This window comes from Spirosoma flavum (assembly GCF_042686045.1).
In the GTDB taxonomy this organism is placed as follows: Bacteria; Bacteroidota; Bacteroidia; order Cytophagales; family Spirosomataceae; genus Spirosoma; species Spirosoma flavum.
Genome location: NZ_JBHUOM010000048.1, coordinates 162553 through 186557, shown reverse-complemented (window position 1 = coordinate 186557; position 24005 = coordinate 162553). Strand labels below are relative to the sequence as shown.

Annotated in this window: 27 protein-coding genes and 1 riboswitch; of the genes, 9 read left to right on the top strand and 18 right to left on the bottom strand. The window is 46.8% G+C overall.

Annotated features, from left to right (window positions below):
- Positions 1–33 precede the first annotated feature (33 nt).
- From rpsN to rplC, 14 genes are all read right to left on the bottom strand, one after another.
- A complete protein-coding gene (gene rpsN, locus ACFS25_RS29810; protein WP_018618709.1) occupies positions 34–303 on the bottom strand; it encodes a 30S ribosomal protein S14 in 270 nt (89 codons plus the stop codon).
- A 23-nt stretch (positions 304–326) separates the two neighbouring features.
- A complete protein-coding gene (gene rplE / locus ACFS25_RS29805; protein ID WP_381508572.1) occupies positions 327–881 on the bottom strand; it encodes a 50S ribosomal protein L5 in 555 nt (184 codons plus the stop codon).
- 20 nt (positions 882–901) lie between these two features.
- Complete coding sequence (gene rplX, locus ACFS25_RS29800; protein WP_381508570.1) at positions 902–1258, bottom strand: 50S ribosomal protein L24; 357 nt, start codon at positions 1256–1258, stop codon at positions 902–904.
- A 3-nt stretch (positions 1259–1261) separates the two neighbouring features.
- A complete protein-coding gene (rplN, locus tag ACFS25_RS29795; RefSeq protein ID WP_018618706.1) occupies positions 1262–1630 on the bottom strand; it encodes a 50S ribosomal protein L14 in 369 nt (122 codons plus the stop codon).
- A 3-nt stretch (positions 1631–1633) separates the two neighbouring features.
- Positions 1634–1921, bottom strand: a complete 288-nt coding sequence (gene rpsQ, locus ACFS25_RS29790; RefSeq protein WP_381508955.1) for a 30S ribosomal protein S17 — start codon at positions 1919–1921, stop codon at positions 1634–1636.
- A 90-nt stretch (positions 1922–2011) separates the two neighbouring features.
- Positions 2012–2206 (bottom strand): 50S ribosomal protein L29, encoded by a 195-nt coding sequence (rpmC, locus tag ACFS25_RS29785; RefSeq protein ID WP_381508568.1) that lies wholly within the window; start codon positions 2204–2206, stop codon positions 2012–2014.
- A gap of 21 nt (positions 2207–2227) precedes the next feature.
- A complete protein-coding gene (gene rplP / locus ACFS25_RS29780; protein WP_093827754.1) occupies positions 2228–2659 on the bottom strand; it encodes a 50S ribosomal protein L16 in 432 nt (143 codons plus the stop codon).
- A gap of 91 nt (positions 2660–2750) precedes the next feature.
- On the bottom strand, positions 2751–3683 hold the full coding sequence (rpsC, locus tag ACFS25_RS29775) for a 30S ribosomal protein S3 (RefSeq protein ID WP_381508565.1): 933 nt from the start codon (positions 3681–3683) through the stop codon (positions 2751–2753).
- A gap of 6 nt (positions 3684–3689) precedes the next feature.
- A complete protein-coding gene (rplV, locus tag ACFS25_RS29770; protein ID WP_381508564.1) occupies positions 3690–4082 on the bottom strand; it encodes a 50S ribosomal protein L22 in 393 nt (130 codons plus the stop codon).
- Between the two features lie 78 nt (positions 4083–4160).
- Positions 4161–4439 carry a 30S ribosomal protein S19 gene (rpsS, locus tag ACFS25_RS29765; protein WP_381508562.1) on the bottom strand — a complete coding sequence of 93 codons (279 nt, stop codon included), beginning with the start codon at positions 4437–4439 and terminating at the stop codon, positions 4161–4163.
- Positions 4440–4448: 9 nt separating this feature from the next.
- Entirely contained in the window at positions 4449–5273 is an 825-nt protein-coding gene (rplB, locus tag ACFS25_RS29760) for a 50S ribosomal protein L2 (protein ID WP_381508560.1), read from the bottom strand.
- 30 nt (positions 5274–5303) lie between these two features.
- Positions 5304–5591, bottom strand: coding sequence for a 50S ribosomal protein L23 (rplW, locus tag ACFS25_RS29755; RefSeq protein ID WP_381508559.1), 288 nt, complete (start codon positions 5589–5591; stop codon positions 5304–5306).
- A gap of 2 nt (positions 5592–5593) precedes the next feature.
- On the bottom strand, positions 5594–6223 hold the full coding sequence (gene rplD, locus ACFS25_RS29750; protein WP_381508557.1) for a 50S ribosomal protein L4: 630 nt from the start codon (positions 6221–6223) through the stop codon (positions 5594–5596).
- Positions 6224–6226: 3 nt separating this feature from the next.
- Positions 6227–6847, bottom strand: coding sequence for a 50S ribosomal protein L3 (gene rplC, locus ACFS25_RS29745; protein WP_381508555.1), 621 nt, complete (start codon positions 6845–6847; stop codon positions 6227–6229).
- A 496-nt stretch (positions 6848–7343) separates the two neighbouring features.
- On the opposite strand from rplC, the gene ACFS25_RS29740 reads away from it, so the two are divergent.
- The gene (locus tag ACFS25_RS29740; RefSeq protein ID WP_381508553.1) at positions 7344–8288 is read left to right on the top strand and encodes a sugar phosphate isomerase/epimerase family protein; all 945 of its coding nucleotides are present in this window, start codon (positions 7344–7346) and stop codon (positions 8286–8288) included.
- On the opposite strand, the gene ACFS25_RS29735 is transcribed toward ACFS25_RS29740, so the two are convergent.
- On the bottom strand, positions 8285–9070 hold the full coding sequence (locus tag ACFS25_RS29735) for an SDR family oxidoreductase (protein ID WP_381508551.1): 786 nt from the start codon (positions 9068–9070) through the stop codon (positions 8285–8287). The two genes, ACFS25_RS29740 and ACFS25_RS29735, sit on opposite strands and share 4 nt — an antisense overlap.
- A 137-nt stretch (positions 9071–9207) precedes the next feature.
- On the opposite strand from ACFS25_RS29735, the gene ACFS25_RS29730 reads away from it, so the two are divergent.
- From ACFS25_RS29730 to ACFS25_RS29705, 6 genes are all read left to right on the top strand, one after another.
- On the top strand, positions 9208–10551 hold the full coding sequence (locus tag ACFS25_RS29730; RefSeq protein WP_381508549.1) for a M16 family metallopeptidase: 1344 nt from the start codon (positions 9208–9210) through the stop codon (positions 10549–10551).
- Positions 10552–10644: 93 nt separating this feature from the next.
- Positions 10645–12021, top strand: a complete 1377-nt coding sequence (locus tag ACFS25_RS29725; protein ID WP_381508548.1) for a M16 family metallopeptidase — start codon at positions 10645–10647, stop codon at positions 12019–12021.
- Between the two features lie 81 nt (positions 12022–12102).
- A riboswitch (cobalamin riboswitch) is annotated at positions 12103–12313 on the top strand.
- A gap of 73 nt (positions 12314–12386) precedes the next feature.
- Positions 12387–14363, top strand: a complete 1977-nt coding sequence (locus ACFS25_RS29720) for a TonB-dependent receptor plug domain-containing protein (protein ID WP_381508546.1) — start codon at positions 12387–12389, stop codon at positions 14361–14363.
- Complete coding sequence (locus tag ACFS25_RS29715; RefSeq protein ID WP_381508544.1) at positions 14360–15418, top strand: YncE family protein; 1059 nt, start codon at positions 14360–14362, stop codon at positions 15416–15418. Before ACFS25_RS29720 ends, ACFS25_RS29715 begins: the two co-directional genes overlap by 4 nt.
- A 204-nt stretch (positions 15419–15622) precedes the next feature.
- Positions 15623–16153 (top strand): gluconate 2-dehydrogenase subunit 3 family protein, encoded by a 531-nt coding sequence (locus ACFS25_RS29710; RefSeq protein WP_381508542.1) that lies wholly within the window; start codon positions 15623–15625, stop codon positions 16151–16153.
- Between the two features lie 108 nt (positions 16154–16261).
- On the top strand, positions 16262–17977 hold the full coding sequence (locus ACFS25_RS29705) for a GMC oxidoreductase (RefSeq protein WP_381508541.1): 1716 nt from the start codon (positions 16262–16264) through the stop codon (positions 17975–17977).
- Between the two features lie 74 nt (positions 17978–18051).
- Here ACFS25_RS29705 and ACFS25_RS29700 read toward each other — a convergent pair whose 3' ends face one another.
- On the bottom strand, positions 18052–18288 hold the full coding sequence (locus ACFS25_RS29700) for a GlsB/YeaQ/YmgE family stress response membrane protein (protein ID WP_381508539.1): 237 nt from the start codon (positions 18286–18288) through the stop codon (positions 18052–18054).
- A gap of 198 nt (positions 18289–18486) precedes the next feature.
- Between ACFS25_RS29700 and ACFS25_RS29695 the strand changes: the two genes are divergently transcribed.
- Together ACFS25_RS29695 and ACFS25_RS29690 are read left to right on the top strand one after the other, a co-directional pair.
- A complete protein-coding gene (locus ACFS25_RS29695) occupies positions 18487–21609 on the top strand; it encodes a PVC-type heme-binding CxxCH protein (protein WP_381508537.1) in 3123 nt (1040 codons plus the stop codon).
- Between the two features lie 15 nt (positions 21610–21624).
- A complete protein-coding gene (locus ACFS25_RS29690; protein ID WP_381508535.1) occupies positions 21625–22560 on the top strand; it encodes a hydroxypyruvate isomerase family protein in 936 nt (311 codons plus the stop codon).
- A gap of 86 nt (positions 22561–22646) precedes the next feature.
- On the opposite strand, the gene ACFS25_RS29685 is transcribed toward ACFS25_RS29690, so the two are convergent.
- Positions 22647–22949 (bottom strand): isoamylase early set domain-containing protein, encoded by a 303-nt coding sequence (locus ACFS25_RS29685; RefSeq protein ID WP_381508533.1) that lies wholly within the window; start codon positions 22947–22949, stop codon positions 22647–22649.
- Between the two features lie 632 nt (positions 22950–23581).
- Positions 23582–23986: a lipocalin family protein gene (locus ACFS25_RS29680; RefSeq protein WP_381508531.1), complete on the bottom strand. Its 405-nt coding sequence runs from the start codon at positions 23984–23986 to the stop codon at positions 23582–23584.
- Positions 23987–24005: the final 19 nt, after the last annotated feature.

Sequence of the window (24005 nt, the reverse complement as noted above, 5' to 3'; positions counted from 1 at the left end):
AAACTGAATTACAAATAGAAATGGAATCTGGAATTACCAGCTTGCTTTAGTTACACCTGGAATCTTACCTGCTGATGCCATCTCACGGAATGTTACCCGTGAAATACCAAACTTACGCATGTAGCCCCGAGGACGCCCCGTTAATTTGCAACGGTTGTGCAGACGGACAGGTGATGCGTTTTTAGGCAGTTTATCTAAGCCGATGTAGTCGCCAGCAGCTTTCAACGCAGCCCGCTTTACAGCATATTTTGCCACTAACGCTTCGCGTTTCCGTTCCCGTGCTTTAATTGATTCTTTTGCCATTGTCTTACCCTTTGTGTCGGTTGTTATTTACCACTTTTAGCAAACGGCATTCCCATTGCCTTCAGCAATTCATAGCTTTCATTGTCGGTGTTGGCTGTAGTCACAAATGTGATGTCCATTCCCGAAATACGAGCTACTTTATCAATGCTGATTTCAGGGAAGATAATCTGCTCCTGCACACCAAACGTATAGTTACCGCGGCCGTCGAACCCTTTGTCGCTAATGCCTTTGAAATCACGAACACGGGGCAACGATACCGCTGTTAACCGATCAAGGAATTCATACATTTTTACGCCACGCAACGTTACTTTCGCGCCGATAGGCATCTTTTCCCGAAGTTTAAAGTTCGAGACAGCTTTCTTCGACATTGTTGGAACTGCTTTTTGGCCCGTAATTGTCGTTAATTCTTCGACGCCTACATCTACCAATTTTTTGTCAGCGACAGCAGCTCCAATACCCTTATTGATAACAATTTTGCTCAGACGCGGTACTTGCATAACCGACTTGTACTGAAACTTGTCCTTCAATTGAGGTACGATTTCGTTTAAATATTTTTCTTTCAGTCTTGGCGTTGCCATTTTCTTAGACCTGCTTAAGGTTATTTACGAACATCAGGAATGAAATTGCCCGTTTTCTTGGAGAAGCGTTGCAGCTTTCCTTTTTCGTTCAATTTACGACCTGTGCGGGTTGGTTCGCCGGTGGCAGGATCAACTACCTTTAGATTACTAATGTGAACTGATCCTTCCGTTTTTTCCAGACTCCCCTGCGGGTTAGACGCCGTTGGCTTTAAGTGTTTGGTAATCATAGCAACGCCCTCAACACGAGCACGATCTTTTTCTACGATCACTTCTTTCACAACTCCACGCAGGCCTTTCGAGTTTCCACCAATCACGATGACGGTATCGCCAGTCTTGATGTGGAATTTGTGTTTCGGTAGCGTTATTTTCTTCTCCATTACTTACAGTACCTCCGGGGCTAACGATACAATTTTCATAAACTGCTTCTCGCGCAATTCGCGAGCCACAGGACCGAAAATTCGGGTGCCACGTGGCTCATCGTTGTTGTTCAGCAATACGGCTGCGTTATCTTCAAAACGGATATACGATCCATCTTTCCGGCGCACTTCCTTTTTAGTCCGAACAACGACCGCCTTGGAGACCGTACCTTTCTTCATGCTGCTCGACGACAGGGCCTGCTTCACCGTCACGACAATCTTGTCACCGACTGATGCATACCGCTTACCTGTACCGCCTAGAACGCGGATAACCAGCACTTCTTTCGCGCCACTGTTATCGGCTACTCCTAATCTTGATTCTTGCTGTACCATGGCTTACTTCGCTTTTTCGATGATTTCGACTAAACGCCAACGTTTATTTTTGCTCAATGGGCGGGTTTCCATTACACGAACCGTGTCACCGATACCACACTCATTTTTCTCGTCATGAACAGTCAGTTTTTTCGTCTTGTTCATGAACTTGCCATACATTAGGTGCTTAACCTTACGATCAATTGCTACAGTGATAGTCTTCTGCATTTTATTGCTCGTCACTCGTCCAATACGCTCTTTCCGAGCGTTGCGATCCGAAGCCGTTTTTACTTCGCTCGTCGCAGGAGCGATGGCTGTCGGCTGATCTGTTGCTGCTGCCGCCGGAGTTTGTTCTTCTACCTGCGGTGCTGGTGCTTGTTGCTCTTCCATTGTCGTGTCTTATTAGGCTTGCCGCGATTTAACCGTCAGTTCCGTGTGCAGGCGAGCAATTCGTTTGCGGCTCTCGCGGATGCGCATTGGGTTCTCAACAGGAGAGACCGCATGAGCGAACTTTAGTTTCAACAGTCGGTCTTGTTCGGTACCAATTTCGGTACGTAACTCATCGGCCGACAATCCTTTCAAATCTTCTTTTTTCATCTTGTTCGTCGCTTAAGGGTATTATTCCTCGACTTGCTCTTGATAATCGCGCCGAACCACAAATTTGGTTCGAACTGGCAATTTCTGAGCGGCCAGGCGTAGGGCTTCCATACCCGTTGCCAAATCAACGCCCGTTGTTTCGAACATAATCGTGCCGGGTTTTACTACGGCTACCCAGTATTCTGGGGCACCTTTACCTTTACCCATCCGAACTTCGGCTGGTTTCTTGGTAATAGGTTTGTCAGGGAAAATGCGAATCCAAACTTGGCCTTCACGTTTCATTGCCCGTGTAACGGAAATACGAGCGGCTTCAATCTGGCGGGCAGTAATCCGACCCGGTTCCAGCGATTTGATGCCGAATGTACCGAAGGCGATTTCATGACCACGTGATGCGATACCTGGAATCCTGCCTTTATGTTGCTTACGAAATTTAGTTCTTTTTGGCTGTAACATAGCTCTAAAAGTTAGTGTCGATAGTGGTTAGTTTGTAATCAATAGTTGTGTATTAAACTAGCAATTATTAACTGACGACTGATGACTGAATTTATCGTCTTGGTCCACCACCACCGCCACCGCGGTTGCCGCCCTGACCACCACCGCCACCGCGATTGCCGCCCTGACCACCACCGCCACCGCGATTGCCGCCCTGACCACCACCGCTAGCACCGGCTCCCGTACCACCTTGACCACCGCGGTTGTTTCCACCACGGTCACCACCACGACCACGACCACCACGGTCGTTGCCATCACGATCACCACGAGGTCCACGACGATCACCGCGATCGTTTGAAGATGCTGTACGCTCACCGGCTTGCGCCTGGCTCATCATAGCTGCTGGTGACAGATCACGCTTACCGTAAACTTCGCCTTTGAAAATCCACACTTTAATGCCGATTTTTCCGTAGACGGTTTGGGCTTCAGAGATAGCATAGTCAATATCAGCACGCAGTGTATGAAGAGGCACGCGTCCTTCCTTATACTGTTCTGAACGTGCAATTTCAGCACCTCCTAAACGACCTGATACTTTCACCTTAATACCTTGAGCACCTACCCGAATCGCAGATTGGATAGCTTGTTTCATGGCACGACGGAATGAAATACGAGCTTGTAGTTGTTGAGCAATTGCTTCACCAACCAATTTGGCATCAATTTCAGGTCGTTTTATTTCAAAGATGTTAATTTGGACATCTTTGCCCGTAATTTTCTTTAATTCTTCTTTGATCTTATCGACCTCTCCACCGCCTTTACCGATAACAATACCCGGGCGAGCCGTGTGAATAGTTAAGGTAACACGCTTGAGAGTACGTTCGATAACGACCCGCGCAATAGCGCCTTTCGGGATACGAGCGGATATATATTTTCGGATTTTTTCGTCTTCAACGAGCTTTTCCGCAAATTCTTTGCCACCGTACCAGCTTGACTCCCAGCCCCGAACAATACCAAGTCGTAGGCCAATTGGATTTATTTTTTGTCCCATTTCTTTCTATTGTTCGCTTTCAGGGGTAGAAACTTCGGCCTGATTCAGTACAGTGGTAGCTGCGCTATCGACCACTATTGTAATGTGGTTCGACCGCTTCCGAATCCGGTGACCACGGCCTTGCGGAGCTGGTCGAAGACGCTTCAGCATCGGACCACCATCTACAAAAATCGTTTTCACATAAAGATCAGCATCTTCGATGCGTGCATCTTCATTTTTCTGTTGCCAATTGGCAACCGCCGACAAAAGCACTTTTTGTAATACGTCTGCACCAGCCTGCGGCTGATACTTCAACAGACCCAACGCCCGGCTAACGCGCTGACCGCGAATTAGGTCGGCGATTAACCGCATCTTACGGGGCGACGTGGGCACATCTTTAAGTCTTGCTACTGCTTCCATTTGAGTTTGAAGTTTGTCGTTTGTTATTCGTGGTTCATAGGGCTTTGGCTTACTACAAACCACAAACCACAAACTTACTTATCGTTTGCCCTTGTCTTTCTTTGCGGTGTGCCCCCGGAAGTTACGCGTTGGCGAAAATTCACCGAGCTTATGGCCTACCATGTTTTCCGTTACGTAGACAGGAATAAACTTATTCCCGTTGTGAACGGCAAAAGTATGGCCTACAAAATCCGGCGAAATCATCGAACGACGCGACCAGGTTTTGATGACCGATTTCTTACCCGAATCGTTCTGCACCTGGACTTTGTTGTCCAGACGAAAATCAATATATGGGCCTTTTTTGAGTGAACGTGCCATTTTTATCTGTTACTTTTTGCGTCGGCTAATAATCATGCTTTCTGATGCCTTGTTCTTATTCCGGGTCTTCTGACCTTTGGCGAACTGGCCATTGCGCGAACGTGGGTGACCACCCGATGCTCGGCCTTCACCACCACCCATTGGGTGATCGACAGGGTTCATAACAACTGCCCGAACGCGTGGACGACGGCCTAACCAACGGTTACGACCTGCTTTGCCCAAGACGACGTTCATATGGTCAGGATTCGATACAGAACCAACCGTTGCCATACCGGCGCTTAGAACCCGACGTGTTTCACCTGATGGCAAACGCAATACGGCGTATTTATCTTCACGACCTACCAACTGTGCATATGTGCCAGCTGAACGGGCCATCGCTCCACCTTTTCCTGGTGTTAGCTCGATGTTGTGGATAATTGTACCGATTGGCATTAAGGCCAGCGGAAGTGCATTACCAACATCAGGTGTTGACCCTTCGCCTGAGCGAATTGTCTGCCCAACGGTAATACCCTGCGGTGCAATGATGTAGCGTTTTTCGCCGTCAGCATATTGCACCAGCGAGATGCGGGCTGAACGGTTTGGATCGTATTCTACAGTCAGAACTTCGGCTGTTTGGCCGACTTTATCGCGCTTGAAGTCAATAATACGGTAGTGCCGCTTATGACCTCCACCAATGTAGCGCATAGTTCGGTGACCTTCATTATTCCGGCCACCGGATCTCTTTAGGGGCTCCAGCAGGCTTTTTTCCGGCTTGGAGGCTGTTAGTTCCGCAAAGTCAGGGGCCACGCGAAAGCGGGTTCCTGGCGTTATCGGTCTCATTTTTTTAACTCCCATGACTGATTAATTGGTAGAGCAATGCTCGGTTTACAGATCCGCGTAAATATCAATTACTTCGCCCTCTGCAACCGTTACGATTGCTTTCTTGGTAGTTGGGGTCTTACCCGTCACAACCCGTCCGTTGATGTTTTTACTGCGCTTTTTGCCCAGTGCACGCATCGTATGAACGGCTTCTACGTTGACGCCGTACATCTTCTCGATGGCTTTGCCAATTTCGAGTTTATTCGCCTTTAGTTCAACCTCAAAAGCATACTTCCCTTGCTTGTTAAGGCCCGTCATTTTTTCAGTGACGATTGGTCGTTTTAATACGCTCATGGTTATTTGTCGAACAACGTTTGAATGGTTGACAGAGCTTCTTCGCTAATCAGCAGTTGGTCGGCGTTCATCAGATCGTAGGTATTAACCTGCGAGGCTGTTGTTACTTTCGTTTTCTGCAAATTCCGGCTCGACAAAACCACATTTAGATTAACGTCCGGCAAAATAAGTAGCGTCTTGCGACCCGTTACATTCAAGTTGTTCAGGAACTGAATGTAATCTTTTGTACGGGGTGATTCTAATGTGATGCTGTCAATAATCGAAATCTTTTCAGCTTTAGCTTTCACGGCAAATGCCGATTTGCGAGCCAGCGATTTCACTTTTTTGTTCAGTTTGAAACTGTAATCACGGGGACGGGGACCGAAAATAGTACCACCACCGATCATTACAGGCGATTTCGCGCTACCGGCGCGGGCACCACCTGTACCTTTTTGTTTCTTCAGCTTGCGAGTTGAGTGAGCATTCTCAGCCCGCTCTTTTACTTTGTGCGTTCCTTGCCGTTGGTTGGCTAAGTATTGTTTCACGTCGAGGTAAATCGCGTGTTGGTTCGGTTCAATACCGAAGACCTCTTCCGGAAGCGTGACCTTTTTGCCTGTGTCCTCGCCTTTGCTGTTATATACGATTACTTCCATGACCTACTTCTCGATAATAACGTATGAATTTTTGGCTCCAGGAACTGAACCGCTAACAACGAGCAAGTTTTGCTCAGGCAATATCCGCAAAATGCGCAGGTTTTGGACCTTTACGCGGTTGCCGCCCATTCGGCCGGCCATACGAAGACCTTTGAACACACGCGATGGGAACGAACAGGCACCAATCGAACCTGGGTGACGACCCCGGTTATGCTGACCGTGCGTTTGACCGCCAACCCCACCGAATCCATGACGTTTCACAACGCCTTGGAAACCACGACCTTTTGCTGTTCCGACAACATCAACGAAGTCGGCTTCAGTAAATACGTCGGACACCGTAAGTGTTTCGCCTAGGTTAAACTCTTTCTCAAATTCTTTGAATTCGACAAGTTTGCGCTTAGGCGTGGTACCCGCTTTTTTGAAGTGGCCCAACTCCGGCTTGTTGCTGTGCTTTTCTTTCTTGTCGCCATAACCCAGTTGCACAGCCGTGTAGCCATCTTTCTCGATGCTACGGACTTGAGTTACGACACAGGGACCCGTCTCAATCACTGTACATGCCAGAGCCTGCCCGTCCGCATTGTACACGCTGGTCATCCCGATTTTCTTGCCAATTAAACCAGACATTTGTGTTTGTTTAAAGTAAGCAGGTAATTAAGATAATGATTTCCCAACCCAGTTTTGCGAAAGTCGCACCACCTAAATCGGGCCGCAAAGGTAGGCAAAATATTGAACGAATCCTATATATGCTTAACAATCAGGCCCAGAAGCGACATAAAAAAAGGTCGGGTGCACTGCACCTGACCTTCAGTGGCAGACAAAGCCATGCTGTGCAAGGTTTGTTTGCCGAAAAGTCAGATGTGGTTTCCTTAACGGACCTTCACCCTCGTATGTCGTCGTCTCGATGTTCTGAGTTTGGGAGTGCAAAAGTAGAGAATAGTTAGGAGAAATGAAAAAATTATTTTAAAGAAGTTTTATGGAATGGCTATACGTCATTTTGGTTAACTCTACTTTTTCATCGCACTGAGCTAAAATCTTACAGCTTATGCTCAGTTGATAACAGTAGGTTTAGGCCGTTTTTACATTTACTGTTTAATCTCAAAACGCCTGAATTCGTCCATTCATGTCTCATATCGTAACTCGTCGTCAAACGCTGGCGGCCATAACTGCCTCCGTGGGCACATCACTCTCCCCGAATTCGCTGGAAGCAATGCCTGCGCCAACGGCTCAGCCTTCCTTTACCATTTGCTTGAATATGAGTACGATTCGGGGGCAAAAGCTTGGTTTCGTAAAGGAGTTGGAAGCAGCTTCGAAAGCTGGATTTCGGTCGGTTGAAATATGGATTGAGACGTTACAGACTTATTTGAAAACTGGGGCGACAACGGCTGACGCTCGTAAAGTTCTGGGAGATAATGGTATAAAGGTTGAAAATGCCATCGGTTTCGCGCCCTGGATTATAGATGATGAAGCTGCCCGTGCCAAAGGACTTGATCAACTTAAGCGCGAAATGGAAATGCTGGCTGAGGTAGGTTGCAAGCGCGTAGCTACCCCACCAATTGGGGCACAATCGCCTGGTAGCCAAAAAGTTGATTTATACAAAGCCGCCGAACGCTACCGGGCAATTCTTGACTTGGGTGACAAAACGGGTGTTGTTCCGCAGTTAGAGTTGTGGGGCTTTTCGCCTAACCTAAGCCGACTAAGCGAGGTTATGTTTGTGGCTATCGAGAGTGGTCACCCATCGGCCAGGGTGTTACTGGATATTTACCATTTATACAAAGGTGGTTCTGGCAACATAAGCTTGCCATTAGTGGGAAAGTCGGCTATTGAGGTGTTCCATGTGAATGACTACACAGCCAATTTTACCCGCGAAAAAATAGTCGATGCCGACCGTGTCTTTCCGGGTGACGGCGTTGCTCCGATTCGGGAGACGTTGAAACTGATTAAACGTACCGATCAAGCGATTGTGGTTTCCTTAGAGGTGTTCAATAAAGACTACTATGCACAGGATGCCCTGACTGTAACGAAAACGGCGATGGCGAAAATGAAAACGATGGTGGCCGGACTTTAATATGCCCAGGCCATCAAGCCACCATCGACCGAAATTGTTTGACCGGTTACATAACCCGATGCAGGCATACACAGAAACGAGACAACTGAAGCAACTTCTTCGGGTTCGCCGACGCGGTTCATCGGTGTTCGTTTTAATATTCCAGCCAACTTTTCGGGGTTAGTTAATACAGGCGTTGCCAATGGTGTTTTTATGTACCAGGGTGCGACGGCATTAACTCGAATGCCATCGGATGCCCACTCGACAGCGAGGTTGCGGGTAAGTTGGAGCATGGCTGCTTTAGTCATGCCATAAAGTGTTCCGCTACTGGTATGAGCTAAACCCGATACCGACGATACCATTACAATTTTGCTATCCTTAGAATGATCATTTCCAGCCGCTTTTAGCAATGGATAGGCCGCTTGACTCAGTTCATAAGCTGAGCGCAGGTTTGTATTAAGAATGTGTTCGTAATCGGCTGGACTATAGTCGACGGTAGATTTACGAACGTTTGTACCCGCATTGTTGACCAGAATGTCTAAGCCATTCCATGTCGTTTTTACCGATTCAATAATTTGAGTTGCTATTCCCGGCTGGCTGATATCGGCTGCTATACCCTCGACCGAGTGCCCTTGTTGTCGATAGTTTGCTAATTGTTGCTGGAGAAGCTCATTATCACGGGCAACAATAAACACGGCTGCACCAAGCTCCAGAAACTGTTGGACGATAGCTTTCCCAATTCCTTTTGTACCACCCGTAACAAGGGCGCGTTGGCCGCTTAGCGACCAGAGCGATTGAATCATATACGTAGCGTAGTTAGATACCTGCGATGATGTTAGTTAATCTTATTAATCAATGACTGTTTACAAACCTACGCATCTACGCGGTTGTATTCCGCTCTTTTGCACTAATTTTAACTTTCCCAACAAAAACCAGTCTCATGAACAAACGAATCGGGCTCCTGGCCGGGTTGACGCTCTCCGTAAGTGTCGTATTGGCGCAGAACAAACCTAAAGCAGAGGACGTACAAACGTTTACGCTCAAAAATGGCATGAAATTCATGGTTCTGGAGGACCATTCTATTCCTAATGCTAATTTCTATACGTTCTGGAAGGTTGGTTCCCGAAACGAAGTACACGGCATAACGGGCCTATCGCACTTTTTTGAGCACATGATGTTCAATGGAGCCAAAAAATACGGTCCTAAGCAGTTTGACCGTGTTATGGAAGCTAACGGCGGCTCAAATAATGCCTATACAACCGAAAATACAACTGTCTATACGGACTGGTTTCAGAGTGGTGCGCTCACAACCATTTTTGACCTTGAAGCCGACCGTATCCGGGACCTTGCCATTGATCCAAAAATGGTTGAGAGCGAGCGGGGTGTCGTTTTGTCGGAGCGAAGTACAGGACTGGAAAATAGCAATTATCGGGTCATCGATGAATTGGTGCAATCCGTGGCCTTTGTTGAACATCCGTACATGTTTCCGGTGATTGGGTTTGAGTCGGATATTAAAAAATGGACACAAGCCGACCTTGAAAAATACTTCAAAACGTATTATTCGCCCAATAATGCAGTCGCGGTAGTAGTTGGTGATGTAACGGCGGCTCAAGTGAAGAAACTAGCTGAACAATACATCGAGCCGATTCCAGCGCAGAAATTGCCCGATAGCCTGCGCACCGTAGAGCCTCCTCAAAATGGTGAACGCCGGGCAACGACCTATAAAGATGTCGCTACGCCTAACGTTTTGCTGGCTTACCATACACCTGCCACCCGCCACCCCGATTATTATGCCCTTGATTTGCTCAGTGGTGTGCTGAGCTCTGGAAATTCTTCGCGGTTAGTAAAATCGATGGTGCTGGATTCAACTATCGCATCGCGGGTATTTACAAACTTTGGTGAATCGTTTGATCCTAGCCTGTTTTCGATCTATGCAATTGCCGCCAGTAATATCTCGGCTGAACAAGTAGAAAAATCGGTGCTCTATCAGATTGATAAGGTAATTAATGAAGGTATTACAGACGTTGAACTGCAAAAGCTGAAGAATCAGAAATTGATGGAGTTCTATCGGACAATGGAAACGATCAACGGGAAGGCCAATTCTCTGGGCACCTACGAATTGTATTTTGGTGATTATAAAAAACTCTACGAAGCTCCATCGCTGTATGAAAAAGTAACAAAAGAAGACGTACAACGCGTAGCAAAAACGTATTTAACAAGCCGCAATCGCACCGTCGGTTATCTCTTGCCAGAGCCCAAGACTAATCCGTCCAAAAACAATTAAATTAATTGAGATGCCTGAATACCTGCCGCAGTGGTGTTTAGGCATGGTAAAGTAAAGTACAATCAGATATACAAACCTATTGGAAATCACTCAATGAAATATATAGTTACTTTACTCACTGCCCTGATTGTAGCGGGGGCGTCGTTGGCGCAAACATTTAAGGTGCCGCCTTATCAGAAGTTTACCCTCAAAAATGGCCTGACGGTTTATTTGATGGAACAACATGAGGTGCCCCTTATCAATATTTCGGCTGTGTTCGACGCGGGCGCCGTGCAGGATGGTACCCGATACGGTCTGTCCAATATGACGGCTGAAGCCCTGTTGTTCGGGAGTTCGAAATATACGAAAACTCAGTTGGAAGAAAAGATTGAGTACGTCGGTGCCAGCGTGGACACGTATGCGGGGAAAGAAGTTGCTAAACTAAGCGCATCGTTTGCCGTGAAAGATCAGGATTTATTGTTCGACATTATTCAGGATGTTATCACCAAACCAACCTTCGATCAGGCCGAATTTGATAAGTACAAACAGCGGCAATTGCTCCAACTAACGCAGCAGAAAGAAGTGCCGCGTGGTGTGGTTGCCTCTTATTTCAATCGGTTTGTGTTTGAAGGCCACCCGTATGCAAATCCGCTTACGGGTACACCAACGTCTGTTTCGGCAATTTCGGCAACCGATTCCCGCCAGTTCTACCAGAAAAATTATACGACTGATCGGGCCGCCATTGCCGTTGTAGGCGATTTCAATATGGCGGCTATGAAAAAGCGCATCACCGATTTGTTTAGTAACTGGAAAACGGCATCTGCCACATCGCCCGCCTTGACGGAACCTACCTTGTCTTTTGACAAAAACCGGGTGTTACTGATTAATAAGGATGATGCCCGTGAGACAACATTTCTGATTGGTGGCAAGGGAATTAAGCAGAGTAGTCCCGACTTTATTCCCGTTACCGTTGTCAATACGATTTTGGGAGGGCGGTTTACGTCGTGGCTGAATGATGCCCTACGCGTAAATTCGGGTTTGACGTACGGCGCAAATAGCCGCTTTGGGACCTATCGTAAAAGCGGCACATTTGTTATTTCGACCTTTACGAAAGTGAGCACAACCACGCAGGCAATAGATATGGCCTTGCAAGTACTCGACAGTTTGCACCGGACAGGTATTGATGAAAAAGCGCTGACATCAGCTAAAAACTATGTTAAAGCTGATTTTCCGCCGAAGTATGAATCGGCCAGTGAGTTATCCAATTTGCTGACAGATATGTTCAGTTTGGGCTTTGACGAGTCGTTTATTAATAATTTCCAAAAGAATGTAGATGGCCTGACTGTAGCCAAAACTCGCCAGATTATAGACCAGTATTTTCCGAAAAATAATCTTCAATTCGTGCTCATTGGCAAGGCAGATGCTATTCGAGATAAGGTAAAAAAATATGGGACCGTTACCGAGAAAGAAATAAAGGCAGATGGTTTTTAGTTGATTCGACACGAAGGCCACCGAGATTTTTAACGCGATCTCGGTGGCCTTCGTGTATGTAGTATTTAAATTTTGCTTTACCTTTGCTCTTGAGTTTTTGGTGCCTGATGCCGCTTCATGGCGGCTTTCAAGGCTTAAAAGGGAAGTTGGTGTAAAACCAATGCTGTCCCCGCAACTGTAAGTCTTCTACTAAAATCGGTTCAATCTACGTAACCACTGCGCTGATTATCAGTGTGGGAAGGTCCGAACCGACGAGACGAGCCAGGAGACCTGCCAAAAACCATCCGTTGTTCTGACGTTCGGAGGAAACGTCCCAATCGCGTGCTTACAGTCCGAGAGTTCGGGCACTCTTTTTTACATTAATATTGAGACAGAAAACCCTTCGTTGGTGGGTTATTGAGCTATTTGTCAGCTTACTGGCTGGGCATAGCAGTTTCGCGCAAACCGATTCATTGGCTGCTCGCCAGGCTACCGGTTTATCGTTGCGGTCGGAATCTGTTGTGTCGTTGTCGGTAGTAACTGTGCGAGCTATTGCGCCCGAACGCTTTTTAGCGGGTCAGAAATTACAGCGTATCGATTCGGCGACGTTGCTTCAGTTTCGATTTGGCTCGTTAACCGATCTACTGGCATTTAATACACCACTGGCGTTTAAGAATTACGGTCCCGGCCAGTTGGCGACGGTTGCCTTTCGAGGAACGTCGGCCAATCATACTGCAGTTCTCTGGAATGGCATAAATATCAACCAGCCTAACCTGGGCCAGACAGATTTCTCGACATTACCCGTGGCTGGATTTGACAGGCTATCAGTACAATATGGTTCTTCGGCTAGTGTCGTGGGGTCTGATGCTGTGGGTGGAAGTGTTCTGCTAGGTAGTAGTCCTGTTTGGCAGCCGGGTATTCAGGTAACGGTTGGGCAGCAAATGGCTAGTTTCCAGAATAACCAGACGCAGGTAGGTATCCGGTATAGCACCCCAATTAGTCTGTCCTGGAAAGTGTCCGGCAAGACCTTTGCCTACCGAAATCAGTTCAATAACGCTTATCCATACACCGAACGCCGAAATTATTTTTTGGAACGGTCCACAACGGCACAGCGTGGTATTGTTCAGGATTTGTATTTCTTGCATAAAAGTGGTCGGCAATTATCCGTTAATACGTGGCTGTCGGATAACGATTTAGTTGTAGCGCCCCAGGATACCGTCGCCCGCGAACGTACTCGAACGCAATCGGCTCGCTTGCTGGCAACTTATGAAACGAATCATTTAACCCTCAAGCTTGGTTGGATTCATGATGTTCTCGACTACGGAAAAGGTGATTTTGCTTCGCCGAGTCACACCCAAACGGACCGATTTATTAGCCGGGTCGAACGGGAGTTTACCTTAATACCCGCCAAAACCAGTGTTTCATTAAATTTGCGTGTTGTGGGCGAGTGGTCACATTATCGAACCCGAACTGATGGCTATGGTGGTCAATTGATTGAAGAAGACCGCGGTGACTTATATGCCTTACTCCGTCTGCAAACTGCTCGCTGGCTTGTGACGGCTAATTTGCGGCAAGCGTTCGTAACCCGCTTCAATCCACCGCTCACTCCTTCGCTTGGGGCAGAGTATCGAATAGCACAACACAATCGGTTTGCGTTAACGGCTAAAGGAGCTGTCAGTAGAAGCTATCGCGTACCAACACTCAATGAACGCTACTGGCTCGAATTAGGTAATCCAAATCTTCTGCCTGAAAGTGGATTAAACATTGAAGCAGGACTCGCGTCAACCGTTGTATTTGGGAACAACCTTACTTTAACTACCGAAGCAACGGTCTATCATAATCGGGTAGATAATTGGACGTATTGGAATCCTACCAATAACTACCATGTCGAAAATTTGCAGTTGGTAGTGGCTCGCGGGGGTGAAGTAACAGCGTCTCTAACGTATGTTCGCACTGGTTGGCGGGCAGGGTTGCGAACTGGATATGCCCTGACGCGATCATCGCAGGAACGGGCGTATGATACCTATGCGCAGGACATCATCGGCAAACAATTGGTATATGTACCTATTCATACAGAGACACTTAATGCTTATATCCAACGTGGCCGAATGCGGCTGACCGTGCAAACTCAGGCTAGCTCGCGCCGATATATCACCTTCGACAATAGCCAATTTTTCAAGGGTGTTGCGCTGGCTAATGTGCTCTTGGAAAGTACTGTAAAACTTGGTCCGTTGCCCATTCGGGTGCAGGGACAGATCAACAATGTGTTCGATGCCCTCTCAATCAGCGTGAAGCGAAACGCGTTGCCGGGTCGTAACTGGGCACTTAATCTACTTATCAATTTTCCGTCTAATACTCTATGAAACTACAAGTAACAAAAAGAATCGCGCTTGGCTTACTGGCGCTGAGCGTCTGGAATTGTAAAACATCTGACCTCGAACCAATACCGTATGATTCAGGCGTATACATATTGAATGCTGGAAATTTCTCTAGTAACAACGGTACAATTTCCTTTCTGCCGCGTACTGGCAATACGGTCGCTACTAATATTTTTCAAGCGGCTAATCCGTCTTTAGGGCTCAGCGGTGGGGTACAGGGTTATGCAGAAGTGAATGGCAAAGGATTGATTCTGGTCGATAACAGCACCGCAGGCCAGGATAAAGTTGAAATTGTTGAGGCAGGAACATTCAAGTCCCGAGCTACGCTAAAAACACCGGATATCGAAAATCCACGTCAGGTTATTCAGGCCGGTCCGAATAAAGCGTACATCAGTTGCTGGGATGTGTCAGGGGATTATAGCGCTGGTACATTCTATAAAAACCCAGGCTACATCGCGGTAGTCGATCTAAACACGAGCACGGTCATTAAAAAAATACCGGCTGTGAAAGGTGTTGAGAAAATGGTCGTTTCCGGGACTGAAGCATTCGTCGGTAGCAATACGTACAGTGGTGATAAAACCCTATTAGTGATCGATTTGAACACTGATACAGAAAAGCAACGCATTGCTTTTGGCTCAACACCAGAGCCGATTGCACTCGATGCGAACGGCCAACTGTGGATACAGGCAGGCAATGACCTGGTTCAGATTGACCCATTAACCCGCTTGATTTCAAAACGATTGACATTTTCTGCCGCGCCCGGTTCTGTGACTATCAGTGCCGACAAACGGGCGTTTTATTATACGTTAAGTGGTAAAACGTACCGTCTGCCGATTGAATCTACGATAGGACCAGGTAGCCAGGTTGTGGCCCGTTCGTTTAGTGCGCTGGGAGTTGACCCACAAACGGGTCGATTGTATGGAAGTCAATCGCCTGCTCTCTACACGCAGGCAGGTTATGTGTTACGTTACGAACCAACTGGTGCGTTAATTGATTCTGTCAAAGCCGAAATTGCTCCATCAGGATTTTACTTCCGGTAATTTGGTTAAGTAGCTGTACTTTTCACCATACTTTCTTTCTGGAATAGGTGTACTAGAAAATATCCTCAGACAAGTCTTTTGACTATCTGAGGATATTTTTTTGAGAAACCGGATAATGTCTTTACTATTTAGCTTTATTTTTATAATATTATAGGATATTTTACTAAATCTGGCTCTTTCTGCCAAACACATACTCATCTATTTATGAAACGTAGAGAAGCCTTGCACCGAGCTGCCCTGATGATGGGAGGTATTCTGTCAGCTCCCACACTGGCGGGTGCTATGGGTCGTGTGACCAATACGGGCCCAAGCGTGGCCATCTCACCCGATCAGGAAGCCCTATTAGCCGAGGTGGCCGATGTTATCATCCCAACAACCACTACGCCGGGAGCCAAAGCAGCCGGGGCCGAAAAGTTTATTGTTCGGGTTATGCGCGACTGCTACCCCAAAGACGACCAGGATAAGTTTTACGCTGGATTAGCTAAGGTGGATGCTAACAGTAAGGCCAAATTTGGGAAGGGGTTCGCGGCACTAGATAACACCCAGAAAAACGAAATGGTCAAACAAATTATAGTTGAGGACAAGCCGTTTTTCCTGCGCATGAAAGAACTGACCACGACCGGCTATTTTACATCTGAAATCGGTGCTACAAAAGCACTTGAATACTTGCCTGTACCGGGTCAATTCAACGGATGTATGCCCCTCAAATCCGGTCAGAAAACGTGGGCACTTTAATCGTATAATTTACTATTGATAAGTAATGTGTGACGCTGAAAATGTAAAATTCAGCACTTATTTCACATTTGGGGCTGTCCCACGACTTATTAGCCATTTTAAAAAAATATGTCCTATCTCAATATTGATTCTGTAAAAGACCAGACCTACGATGCTATTGTCATTGGGTCGGGTATATCGGGCGGTTGGGCTTCTAAAGAGCTGACCGAAAAAGGGTTACGGGTATTAATGCTCGAAAAAGGGCATCAACTCGAACACGTAACAGGCTACGAAAATGCCATGAAAGATCCGTGGCAAACCAAATACAATGGTCGGCTCACGGTAGCTCAAAAAGAGTCGCATCCAAAACTTGCGCGCGATTATCCATACAACGAGCTAACCGAAACATATTGGATGAATGATTCGGATTCGCTCTACAAGGAAGTAAAGCGATTCGACTGGTATCGGCCAAATATCGTTGGTGGAAAGTCTATTATGTGGGGACGGCAGACCTATCGCCTGAGTGATATTGACTTCGGAGCCAACGCTAAAGACGGTATTGCAGTTGATTGGCCTATTCGCTACAAAGACGTTGCGCCCTGGTACTCGTATGTTGAGAAATTTGTCGGCATTTCGGGCGAGAAGTTAAATTTGCCCCAGTTACCCGACAGCGAGTTTTTGCCGCCTATGGAGATGTATTGCGTGGAGAAAGAGGTTCGCACACGGCTTGAGAAGAATTTTCCGGGTCGCACTATGACCATTGGTCGGGTGGCAAACCTCTCCAAAGCAGGCCAGGCTCAGTTGGGCGTTGGCCGTGCGCCATGCCAGTACCGTAACAAATGCTCGTTGGGTTGCCCATACGGGGCTTATTTTAGTACGCAGTCGTGTACCTTGCCCCCAGCTGCCAAAACAGGTCGTTTGACCCTCCGCCCTGATTCGGTTGTTACTGAAATCATGTACGATGAAAACCAGAAGCGAGCTACGGGTGTACGCATTGTCGATGCTGTGACGCTTCAGAGTAAGGAGTACTTTGCCAAAATTGTTTTCGTCTGCGGCAGTACGCTGGGTTCAGCGGCTGTTCTGTTAAATTCGAAATCGAACCGTTTCCCGAATGGACTGGGCAATGACTCCGAGCAGATTGGCCACAACCTGATGGACCACCATTTTCGCATTGGTGCATCGGGCGATTGGGAAGGCGATTTGGATAAATACTACGTGGGTCGGCGGGCCAATGGTATTTACGTACCCCGCTACCGTAACATTGGTACTGACAAGCGCGATTACCTACGGGGCTTCGGGTATCAGGGTGGTGGCAGTCGTCAGGGGTGGCAGCGTAATATTGCCGAGATGAGCTTTGGCGCAGATTATAAAGAAGAACTGACCAAACCCGGTCCGTGGACAATGGGCTTAGGCGGCTTCGGCGAGACGCTGCCATATTACGAGAATCGGATGTACCTCGATAAGAACGAAAAAGACAAATGGGGTATGCCCCTTGTTGTGTTCGACGCCGAGCTAAAAGAAAATGAGAAAAAAATGCGTGTTGATATGATGAACGACGCCAAAGAGATGTTGGAATCGTCGGGCGTTAAAAATGTCAAGGCGTATGATAGAGGGTCTTATTTAGGTATGGCGATTCACGAAATGGGAACTGCCCGCATGGGACGTGACCCCAAAACATCGGTACTGAACGCTAACAATCAGCTGCATGATGTCAAAAACGTATTTGTAACGGATGGTTCCTGTATGACTTCGGCTTCGTGCGTAAATCCATCGCTGACGTACATGGCCCTGACAGCACGAGCGGCTGACTTCGCGGTCAAGGAAATGAAGAGGAAGAGTATTTAGAGTTTATTTTACACCAAACCGCCGTGCCGAAATTTATTTTAGCACGGCAGTTTGGTGTCCAGGAAGTAGATTCACTAAAACAACCTCCCTAGAAAAATCAGCAGTACCGCTCCGCCTACAGCAATAAGTAAGTTCATTAGCAGACCGTCATTGTCGGGGTCATTGCCAAGCCGCTTGGCGATAAAACCGCCCACAAGACCGCCAATAATACCAAGAATAATATTATAAAGAGCCGAATGATGGCTTTCCATAAGACGGCTGGCGATGTAACCGGCAATGCCGCCAAGTAAAATAGAATACAAAAATCCCATTGTTATTTATATGTTAAAGGTTAGCCAACGTGGCAGTGCAATGGTACATAAAAGGAATCATTTTTAGATTACAGCAGGATAAATTGGTTGAAAAATTAAGCAGGATAATGGGTATAAATACGCTTTAAACTCATTTTATATACTGGAACTCTGCCTTATAGTCGATTAGCTAACTCTTTCCCCTTGTAAGATACCCATATGACTCAATTACAGTCACCGAAACGCTCCGCACTTTCGCGTCGGGCAATCGCTTTATCAGCAGCCGGTCTGGTAATCGGTGGTGCTTTTATCGGGGCCTATCAGAATCGAAATCTCAATGCAGCTTCGAGCCAATATCTGACAAGTCTATTTGCCCGGCTAAGCGACGACGATAAGCATGACCCCAAATATGCCGTTGGTAGTTTAAATGTAGCACCAGGTTTGGAAGCAACACTATTTGCGGCTGAGCCAATGCTGTCTAACCCAACCGACATTGATGTAGATGCTCGTGGTCGTGTGTGGGTTTGTGAAGCGTACAACTACCGCCCGGCTATAAATGGTAATCCAACTCGCAAAGAGGGTGACCGCATTGTGATTCTGGAAGATACTAACGGTGATGGGAAAGCCGATATCACGAAAGTATTTTACCAGGGGCCGGATATTGAGTCGCCCCTTGGTATTTGGGTACAGGGCAACAAAGTTATTGTGTCCGATAGCCCGAATGTTTGGGTATTTACCGATGAAAACGGCGACGATAAAGCCGATAAAAAAGAACTGCTATTTACAGGCATTGGTGGTGAACAGCACGATCATGGCATGCACACATTTGTTTTTGGACCCGATGGCAAATGGTATTTCAACTTCGGTAATGAAGGTGGACAACTCCTCGACAAGGATGGGAAACCTGTTGTTGATATTGCCACTGGAAAGACCATCGATAAGCATAATTTCAGGCAGGGCATGGTTTTTCGCTGCGACCCCGATGGGAAAAATGTTGAGGTTTTGGGCCAGAATTTTCGTAATAACTACGAAGTAGCCGTTGACTCTTACGGTACGCTGTGGCAGTCGGATAACGACGATGATGGAAATAAAAGCGTTCGGATTAATTATGTCATGGAGTACGGCAACTACGGCTATACCGATGAAATGACGGGTGCTGGCTGGCAGGCTAATCGGGAGAATATTGAACCCGAAACGCCCAGACGCCACTGGCATCTCAACGACCCAGGCGTAGTGCCAAACCTGCTCCAAACGGGGGCTGGTTCGCCAACGGGCATGATCGTGTATGAAGGCAACCTATTGCCCGAAGTGTTCAGAAATCAGGTAATTCACTGCGATGCCGGCCCGAACGTGGTGCGGTCATATCCGGTGCAAAAGGATGGCGCGGGCTATAAAGCTGAGATTGTAAATGTACTGGAAGGTACTCGCGACCAATGGTTTAGGCCCGCTGACGTTTGTGTCGCTCCTGATGGCTCACTCATTATTGCCGACTGGTATGACCCTGGTGTAGGTGGACATCAGGCCGGTGACCAGAACCGGGGGCGCGTTTACCGGGTGGCTCCACCAAACTCTCCCTATACCATGCCGAAGGTGGATGTTGCAACGACCGAAGGGGCAATCGAAGCGTTACAAAGTCCTAACATGGATATTCGGTATGCTGGTTGGATAAAGTTGCGTGAGATGGGAGCGAAGGCCGAAAAATCACTAGCAAAACTTTACAAAACATCGACTAATCCGCGGATGCAGGCTCGTGCGCTGTGGTTATTGAGTAAATTGGATAAAGGCCAGAAATACATTGAAACGGCTCTGAAGAGCACTAATTCCGATTTGCGCATTACCGGACTTCGAGCCGCTCGCGAACTCAAAATAGATATTATTCCATATGTCAAGCAATTGGTTACTGATTCAGATGCGCAAGTGCGTCGGGAATGTGCTATCGCTTTACGTCTGAACCGGAATGCCGGACCACCCTCGCCTGAGGCTCCGGCGCTATGGGCGCAATTAGCCAGCCAATATGACGGCAAAGATCGCTGGTATCTGGAAGCCCTCGGTATTGGGGCCGATGGTAGTTGGGATAGTTATTACACCGCCTGGATAAAGCAAATGAATGGCGATCCGCTGGCAAACGCCGGTGGTCGTGATATCGTGTGGCGTGCCCGTACAAAGGAATCTGTACCGATGCTGGCTAAACTGGCAGGTGACCCCTCCGTTGATCTCAACCAACGGTTACGTTATTTTAGAGCCTTTGATTTTAATCCTGGCGCTACCGAAAAATCGTCGGCCCTACTGGGCATTTTGCAGGCCAATAGCAACTCCACTGACGTTACAAAACTGGCGTTGCGTCACCTGGACCCCAGTTTTGTAAAGAGTTCGCCCGTAGCAACAAGCGCGTTAACCAAACTCATGAGTGAGGTATATGGAACGCCTGAATATGTTGAATTAGTGATGCGTTACGAACCCGTATCCGAAAATGCTCACCTGAAACAGCTGGCGGTTCAGAAGGCGATGGATGGCATAGGTCGTGATGCTGTCCGACAGTTACTCAAGCAGCAGGGTGGGCCAATGGTTTGGGAAGTCATAAATGGAACGGACTCCGAAGCCGCTACGAACATGCTGGTAGCCTTGCGTCGGGTGGGAAATAAGGAGTCTATCGAGACGTTAAAAACTGTGGCACTAGACGATAAACGATCTGCGGCTTTACGCCGGGAAGCAACTCGTTCGCTGGGTGGTAGCACAGAAGGAGCTGACATTGTTGTAGCGCTACTAAAATCTGGCGATATCAAAGGAGATTATAAAAAGGCTGCCGTGCAGGGAGTTAGTAACGATTGGCGAAGGAATATTCGGCAGCAAGCAGCTAGCTTCTTGGATGGTGGGCAGAGTGCAGAAGGAAAAAAACTGCCGGGAATAAATGAATTACTGGCTATGAATGGTGATGCTACACGAGGTGTTTCTGTTTTTAAGAACAACTGTAGTATTTGCCACCAAGTGAACGGTGAAGGCATGGATTTCGGACCTAAACTTTCGGAGATTGGGTCTAAATTGCCCAAAGAAGGCCAGTATCTGTCTATTTTACATCCCGATGCAGGTATCAGCTTCGGTTTCGAAGGCTGGGAAGTAAAATTCAAAGATGGTAGTTCCATGACCGGTATCGTGTCCAGTAAAACAGAAACTGATCTGCAAATGAAGTTTCCGGGCGGGGTGGTGCAGAATTACAAAATGGCCGATGTTGTTTCGATGAAACAGCTTGAGCCATCCATGATGCCGTCGGGCTTACAGGAGGCTATGAGTACGCAGGAATTAGTAGACTTAGTAGACTATCTGGCTAGTCTTAAAAAGAAATAATAACCTTCAACTACAATGCAACGACGTAACTTTGTAAAATCAACGGTTGGACTAGCAGGTGTTGCCGTTTCAGGCGAATCGGTAGCTGGCAACTGGCATTCGCAGCCCAATTTTCTGGCAAAAAATACTTTTAAGTTAAAATATGCCCCGCACTTCGGCATGTTTGAAAACAGCGCGGGAAAAGATCTTATCGATCAACTTAAATTCATGGCCGACATGGGCTTTACCGCCATGGAAGATAACGGTATGATGGGAAGAGACCCCGCTTTACAAAGTAAAATAGGGGAGGAAATGGCCCGATTAGGAATGACAATGGGCGTTTTTGTACTCGAAAAAGGGGGCAATTCGCAAAACACCCTTGCGGCTGGTAAACCAGAATACATAGAGATATTTCTGAATGGATGCCGGAAAGCCGTTGAGACAGCTAAGCGGGCTAATACCAAACTTACGACAGTAGTACCGGGTGATTTTGAACGTAACCTGCCAATCGGCATTCAGACGGGAAATGTTATCGATGCCCTGCGTAGGGGAGCTGATATTCTGGCGGCAGGTGGAGTTACAATGGTGCTTGAACCACTAAGTGACTCGCCCAACCTGTTTCTGCGTACCTCCGACCAAACCTACGAAATCTGTCGGGCGGTCAATAGTCCATCCTGCAAAATTCTGTTTGATATCTACCACATGCAGAAAAACGAAGGCCATATTATCCCGCATATTGACTGGTGCTGGAGCGAGATTGGCTATTTCCAGATTGGTGATAACCCCGGTCGCAACGAACCGACTACCGGCGAGATTAATTACAAGAATGTGTTCAAGCACGTTTACCAGAAGCAGAAAGCCGAAAACAAGGAATTTATTTTCGGCATGGAACACGGCAAGTCACAGAAAGGAAAAGAGGGAGAAGTGGCACTTATCAAAGCTTACGTCGAGTCTGATAGCTTCACTGTATAGAGTATAATGTAAAAAAACAAATGGGTAATCAGACCAGTCGATGAGACGTTTGATTACCCATTTATAGTATTATTCTAATTTCTTTTTTAGAGAACGACAACCGAATTCTCATCGTTTGACACACCGCTGGCCACATATTTGTCAGCTGCTGAATCATTAGTCCACGTTGTGCCATCCAAAAGGTAACGGAATTGATACTCGCCACCGACAGGTAGTTCAACCGTAGTTTTGTAGGAACCATCTTTCTGCTTTTTCAGGGCTTGGGCATCCCATCCATTAAATTCACCGGCCAGAGCGACCGTTTTCGCACCATTGACGGCTTCGGCCGACAACTCAAACGTTACTTTTGCAAGGGGCTTGCTTTTGAGAAATTGTTTGGCAACTGCCATAGAGGATCACTGTTTGATTTTCAACACAAAGTTATAGTGCAAAATTAGTAATATTATAATTATCAGTACTTTAAGGGCTAAAGTTCTTTATATAGTTATAATTATTGTGTCTTGTCTTATAATTGCCTGTCTAAAAAACGTACTATTTTAATAGAGAATGTTGGGGGAAGCTATTAATTGATTGGTAATAGATCTACCAGTTATGAGTCGATATGAGAATGAACCGTTTATCAATGTGTAAGGAACGCTATGTTGATCAAGTTCATCACGGACGTAGGCCGGCATTTTAGCAAAGTTAGTGCCGAAGTCGTGCAAATCGTCACTTATCCAGAGCGGATCAATAGTCGATAGAACATAAGTATCCCAATGCACTAGTTGCTTCAATCCGCATATTATCGATAGAATCTTCTACATATAAATATTCGAATAAATCCGGGTGATGATCACGTCTGTATTGTAAAAGAGAACCTAATTAGCCTATCGTTTGACGCACTGCCTGCTTGCAAACTTAAGTAAGGCCATACGCTTTTATGAACCGATACAAACTTGCCGAAAATCAGGCCCATCGTCATTTTTGTTTCATCATTCTGGTTGTACAAGCTTGATAACGTTAGAATGTGACTCTCTATTTATTACTTAACGAAGATATACTCGCCAGTACCGAATGGATTTAGAACTAATCGGTTATTCGCAATTGATACCAATTTCATCAACCGTCCATTCGTCGATGACATACATAAAGCTATAATTCGTATATCCTTTCCTTCCATTTTGTAATCTCCACTGCCACAACCCAGAAAACTGTACTCAACAGGTTTTGTATTTTCATAAAACTCGTTGAACTCACCGTTATAGCCGAAGGTAACAAATACACCTTTGTCGGAGGGCACATCAACGGATGTGCACGTTGAATTGCCTGGTTTGCAATAGGTGCTTAGCCGCCAAGTACCCATAAGTGCGCTGGTCGGTGCCGCATTATCCGACTTTGAGCAGGCCACGATGCTCAATAGGTACAGAAAGAGTAGAGTGTGTTTCATGGGCTATCCAGAATAATGG

Bases quoted from the DNA above. Each gene is read 5' to 3' on its own strand.
- rpsN (WP_018618709.1), bottom strand. From the start codon at position 303: ATGGCAAAAGAATCAATTAAAGCACGGGAACGGAAACGCGAAGCGTTA.
- ACFS25_RS29710 (WP_381508542.1), top strand. From the start codon at position 15,623: ATGAAACGTAGAGAAGCCTTGCACCGAGCTGCCCTGATGATGGGAGGT.
- ACFS25_RS29725 (WP_381508548.1), top strand. From the start codon at position 10,645: ATGAAATATATAGTTACTTTACTCACTGCCCTGATTGTAGCGGGGGCG.
- rpsS (WP_381508562.1), bottom strand. From the start codon at position 4,439: ATGGCACGTTCACTCAAAAAAGGCCCATATATTGATTTTCGTCTGGAC.
- rplX (WP_381508570.1), bottom strand. From the start codon at position 1,258: ATGGAGAAGAAAATAACGCTACCGAAACACAAATTCCACATCAAGACT.
- rplE (WP_381508572.1), bottom strand. From the start codon at position 881: ATGGCAACGCCAAGACTGAAAGAAAAATATTTAAACGAAATCGTACCT.
- rplW (WP_381508559.1), bottom strand. From the start codon at position 5,591: ATGAGCGTATTAAAACGACCAATCGTCACTGAAAAAATGACGGGCCTT.
- ACFS25_RS29685 (WP_381508533.1), bottom strand. From the start codon at position 22,949: ATGGCAGTTGCCAAACAATTTCTCAAAAGCAAGCCCCTTGCAAAAGTA.
- ACFS25_RS29700 (WP_381508539.1), bottom strand. From the start codon at position 18,288: ATGGGATTTTTGTATTCTATTTTACTTGGCGGCATTGCCGGTTACATC.
- rplP (WP_093827754.1), bottom strand. From the start codon at position 2,659: ATGTTACAGCCAAAAAGAACTAAATTTCGTAAGCAACATAAAGGCAGG.
- rplC (WP_381508555.1), bottom strand. From the start codon at position 6,847: ATGTCTGGTTTAATTGGCAAGAAAATCGGGATGACCAGCGTGTACAAT.
- ACFS25_RS29740 (WP_381508553.1), top strand. From the start codon at position 7,344: ATGTCTCATATCGTAACTCGTCGTCAAACGCTGGCGGCCATAACTGCC.
- ACFS25_RS29680 (WP_381508531.1), bottom strand. From the start codon at position 23,986: ATGAAACACACTCTACTCTTTCTGTACCTATTGAGCATCGTGGCCTGC.
- rplN (WP_018618706.1), bottom strand. From the start codon at position 1,630: ATGGTACAGCAAGAATCAAGATTAGGAGTAGCCGATAACAGTGGCGCG.
- ACFS25_RS29695 (WP_381508537.1), top strand. From the start codon at position 18,487: ATGACTCAATTACAGTCACCGAAACGCTCCGCACTTTCGCGTCGGGCA.
- rpsC (WP_381508565.1), bottom strand. From the start codon at position 3,683: ATGGGACAAAAAATAAATCCAATTGGCCTACGACTTGGTATTGTTCGG.
- ACFS25_RS29735 (WP_381508551.1), bottom strand. From the start codon at position 9,070: ATGATTCAATCGCTCTGGTCGCTAAGCGGCCAACGCGCCCTTGTTACG.
- rpmC (WP_381508568.1), bottom strand. From the start codon at position 2,206: ATGAAAAAAGAAGATTTGAAAGGATTGTCGGCCGATGAGTTACGTACC.
- rplV (WP_381508564.1), bottom strand. From the start codon at position 4,082: ATGGAAGCAGTAGCAAGACTTAAAGATGTGCCCACGTCGCCCCGTAAG.
- ACFS25_RS29705 (WP_381508541.1), top strand. From the start codon at position 16,262: ATGTCCTATCTCAATATTGATTCTGTAAAAGACCAGACCTACGATGCT.
- rplD (WP_381508557.1), bottom strand. From the start codon at position 6,223: ATGGAAGTAATCGTATATAACAGCAAAGGCGAGGACACAGGCAAAAAG.
- ACFS25_RS29730 (WP_381508549.1), top strand. From the start codon at position 9,208: ATGAACAAACGAATCGGGCTCCTGGCCGGGTTGACGCTCTCCGTAAGT.
- ACFS25_RS29690 (WP_381508535.1), top strand. From the start codon at position 21,625: ATGCAACGACGTAACTTTGTAAAATCAACGGTTGGACTAGCAGGTGTT.
- ACFS25_RS29715 (WP_381508544.1), top strand. From the start codon at position 14,360: ATGAAACTACAAGTAACAAAAAGAATCGCGCTTGGCTTACTGGCGCTG.
- rplB (WP_381508560.1), bottom strand. From the start codon at position 5,273: ATGGGAGTTAAAAAAATGAGACCGATAACGCCAGGAACCCGCTTTCGC.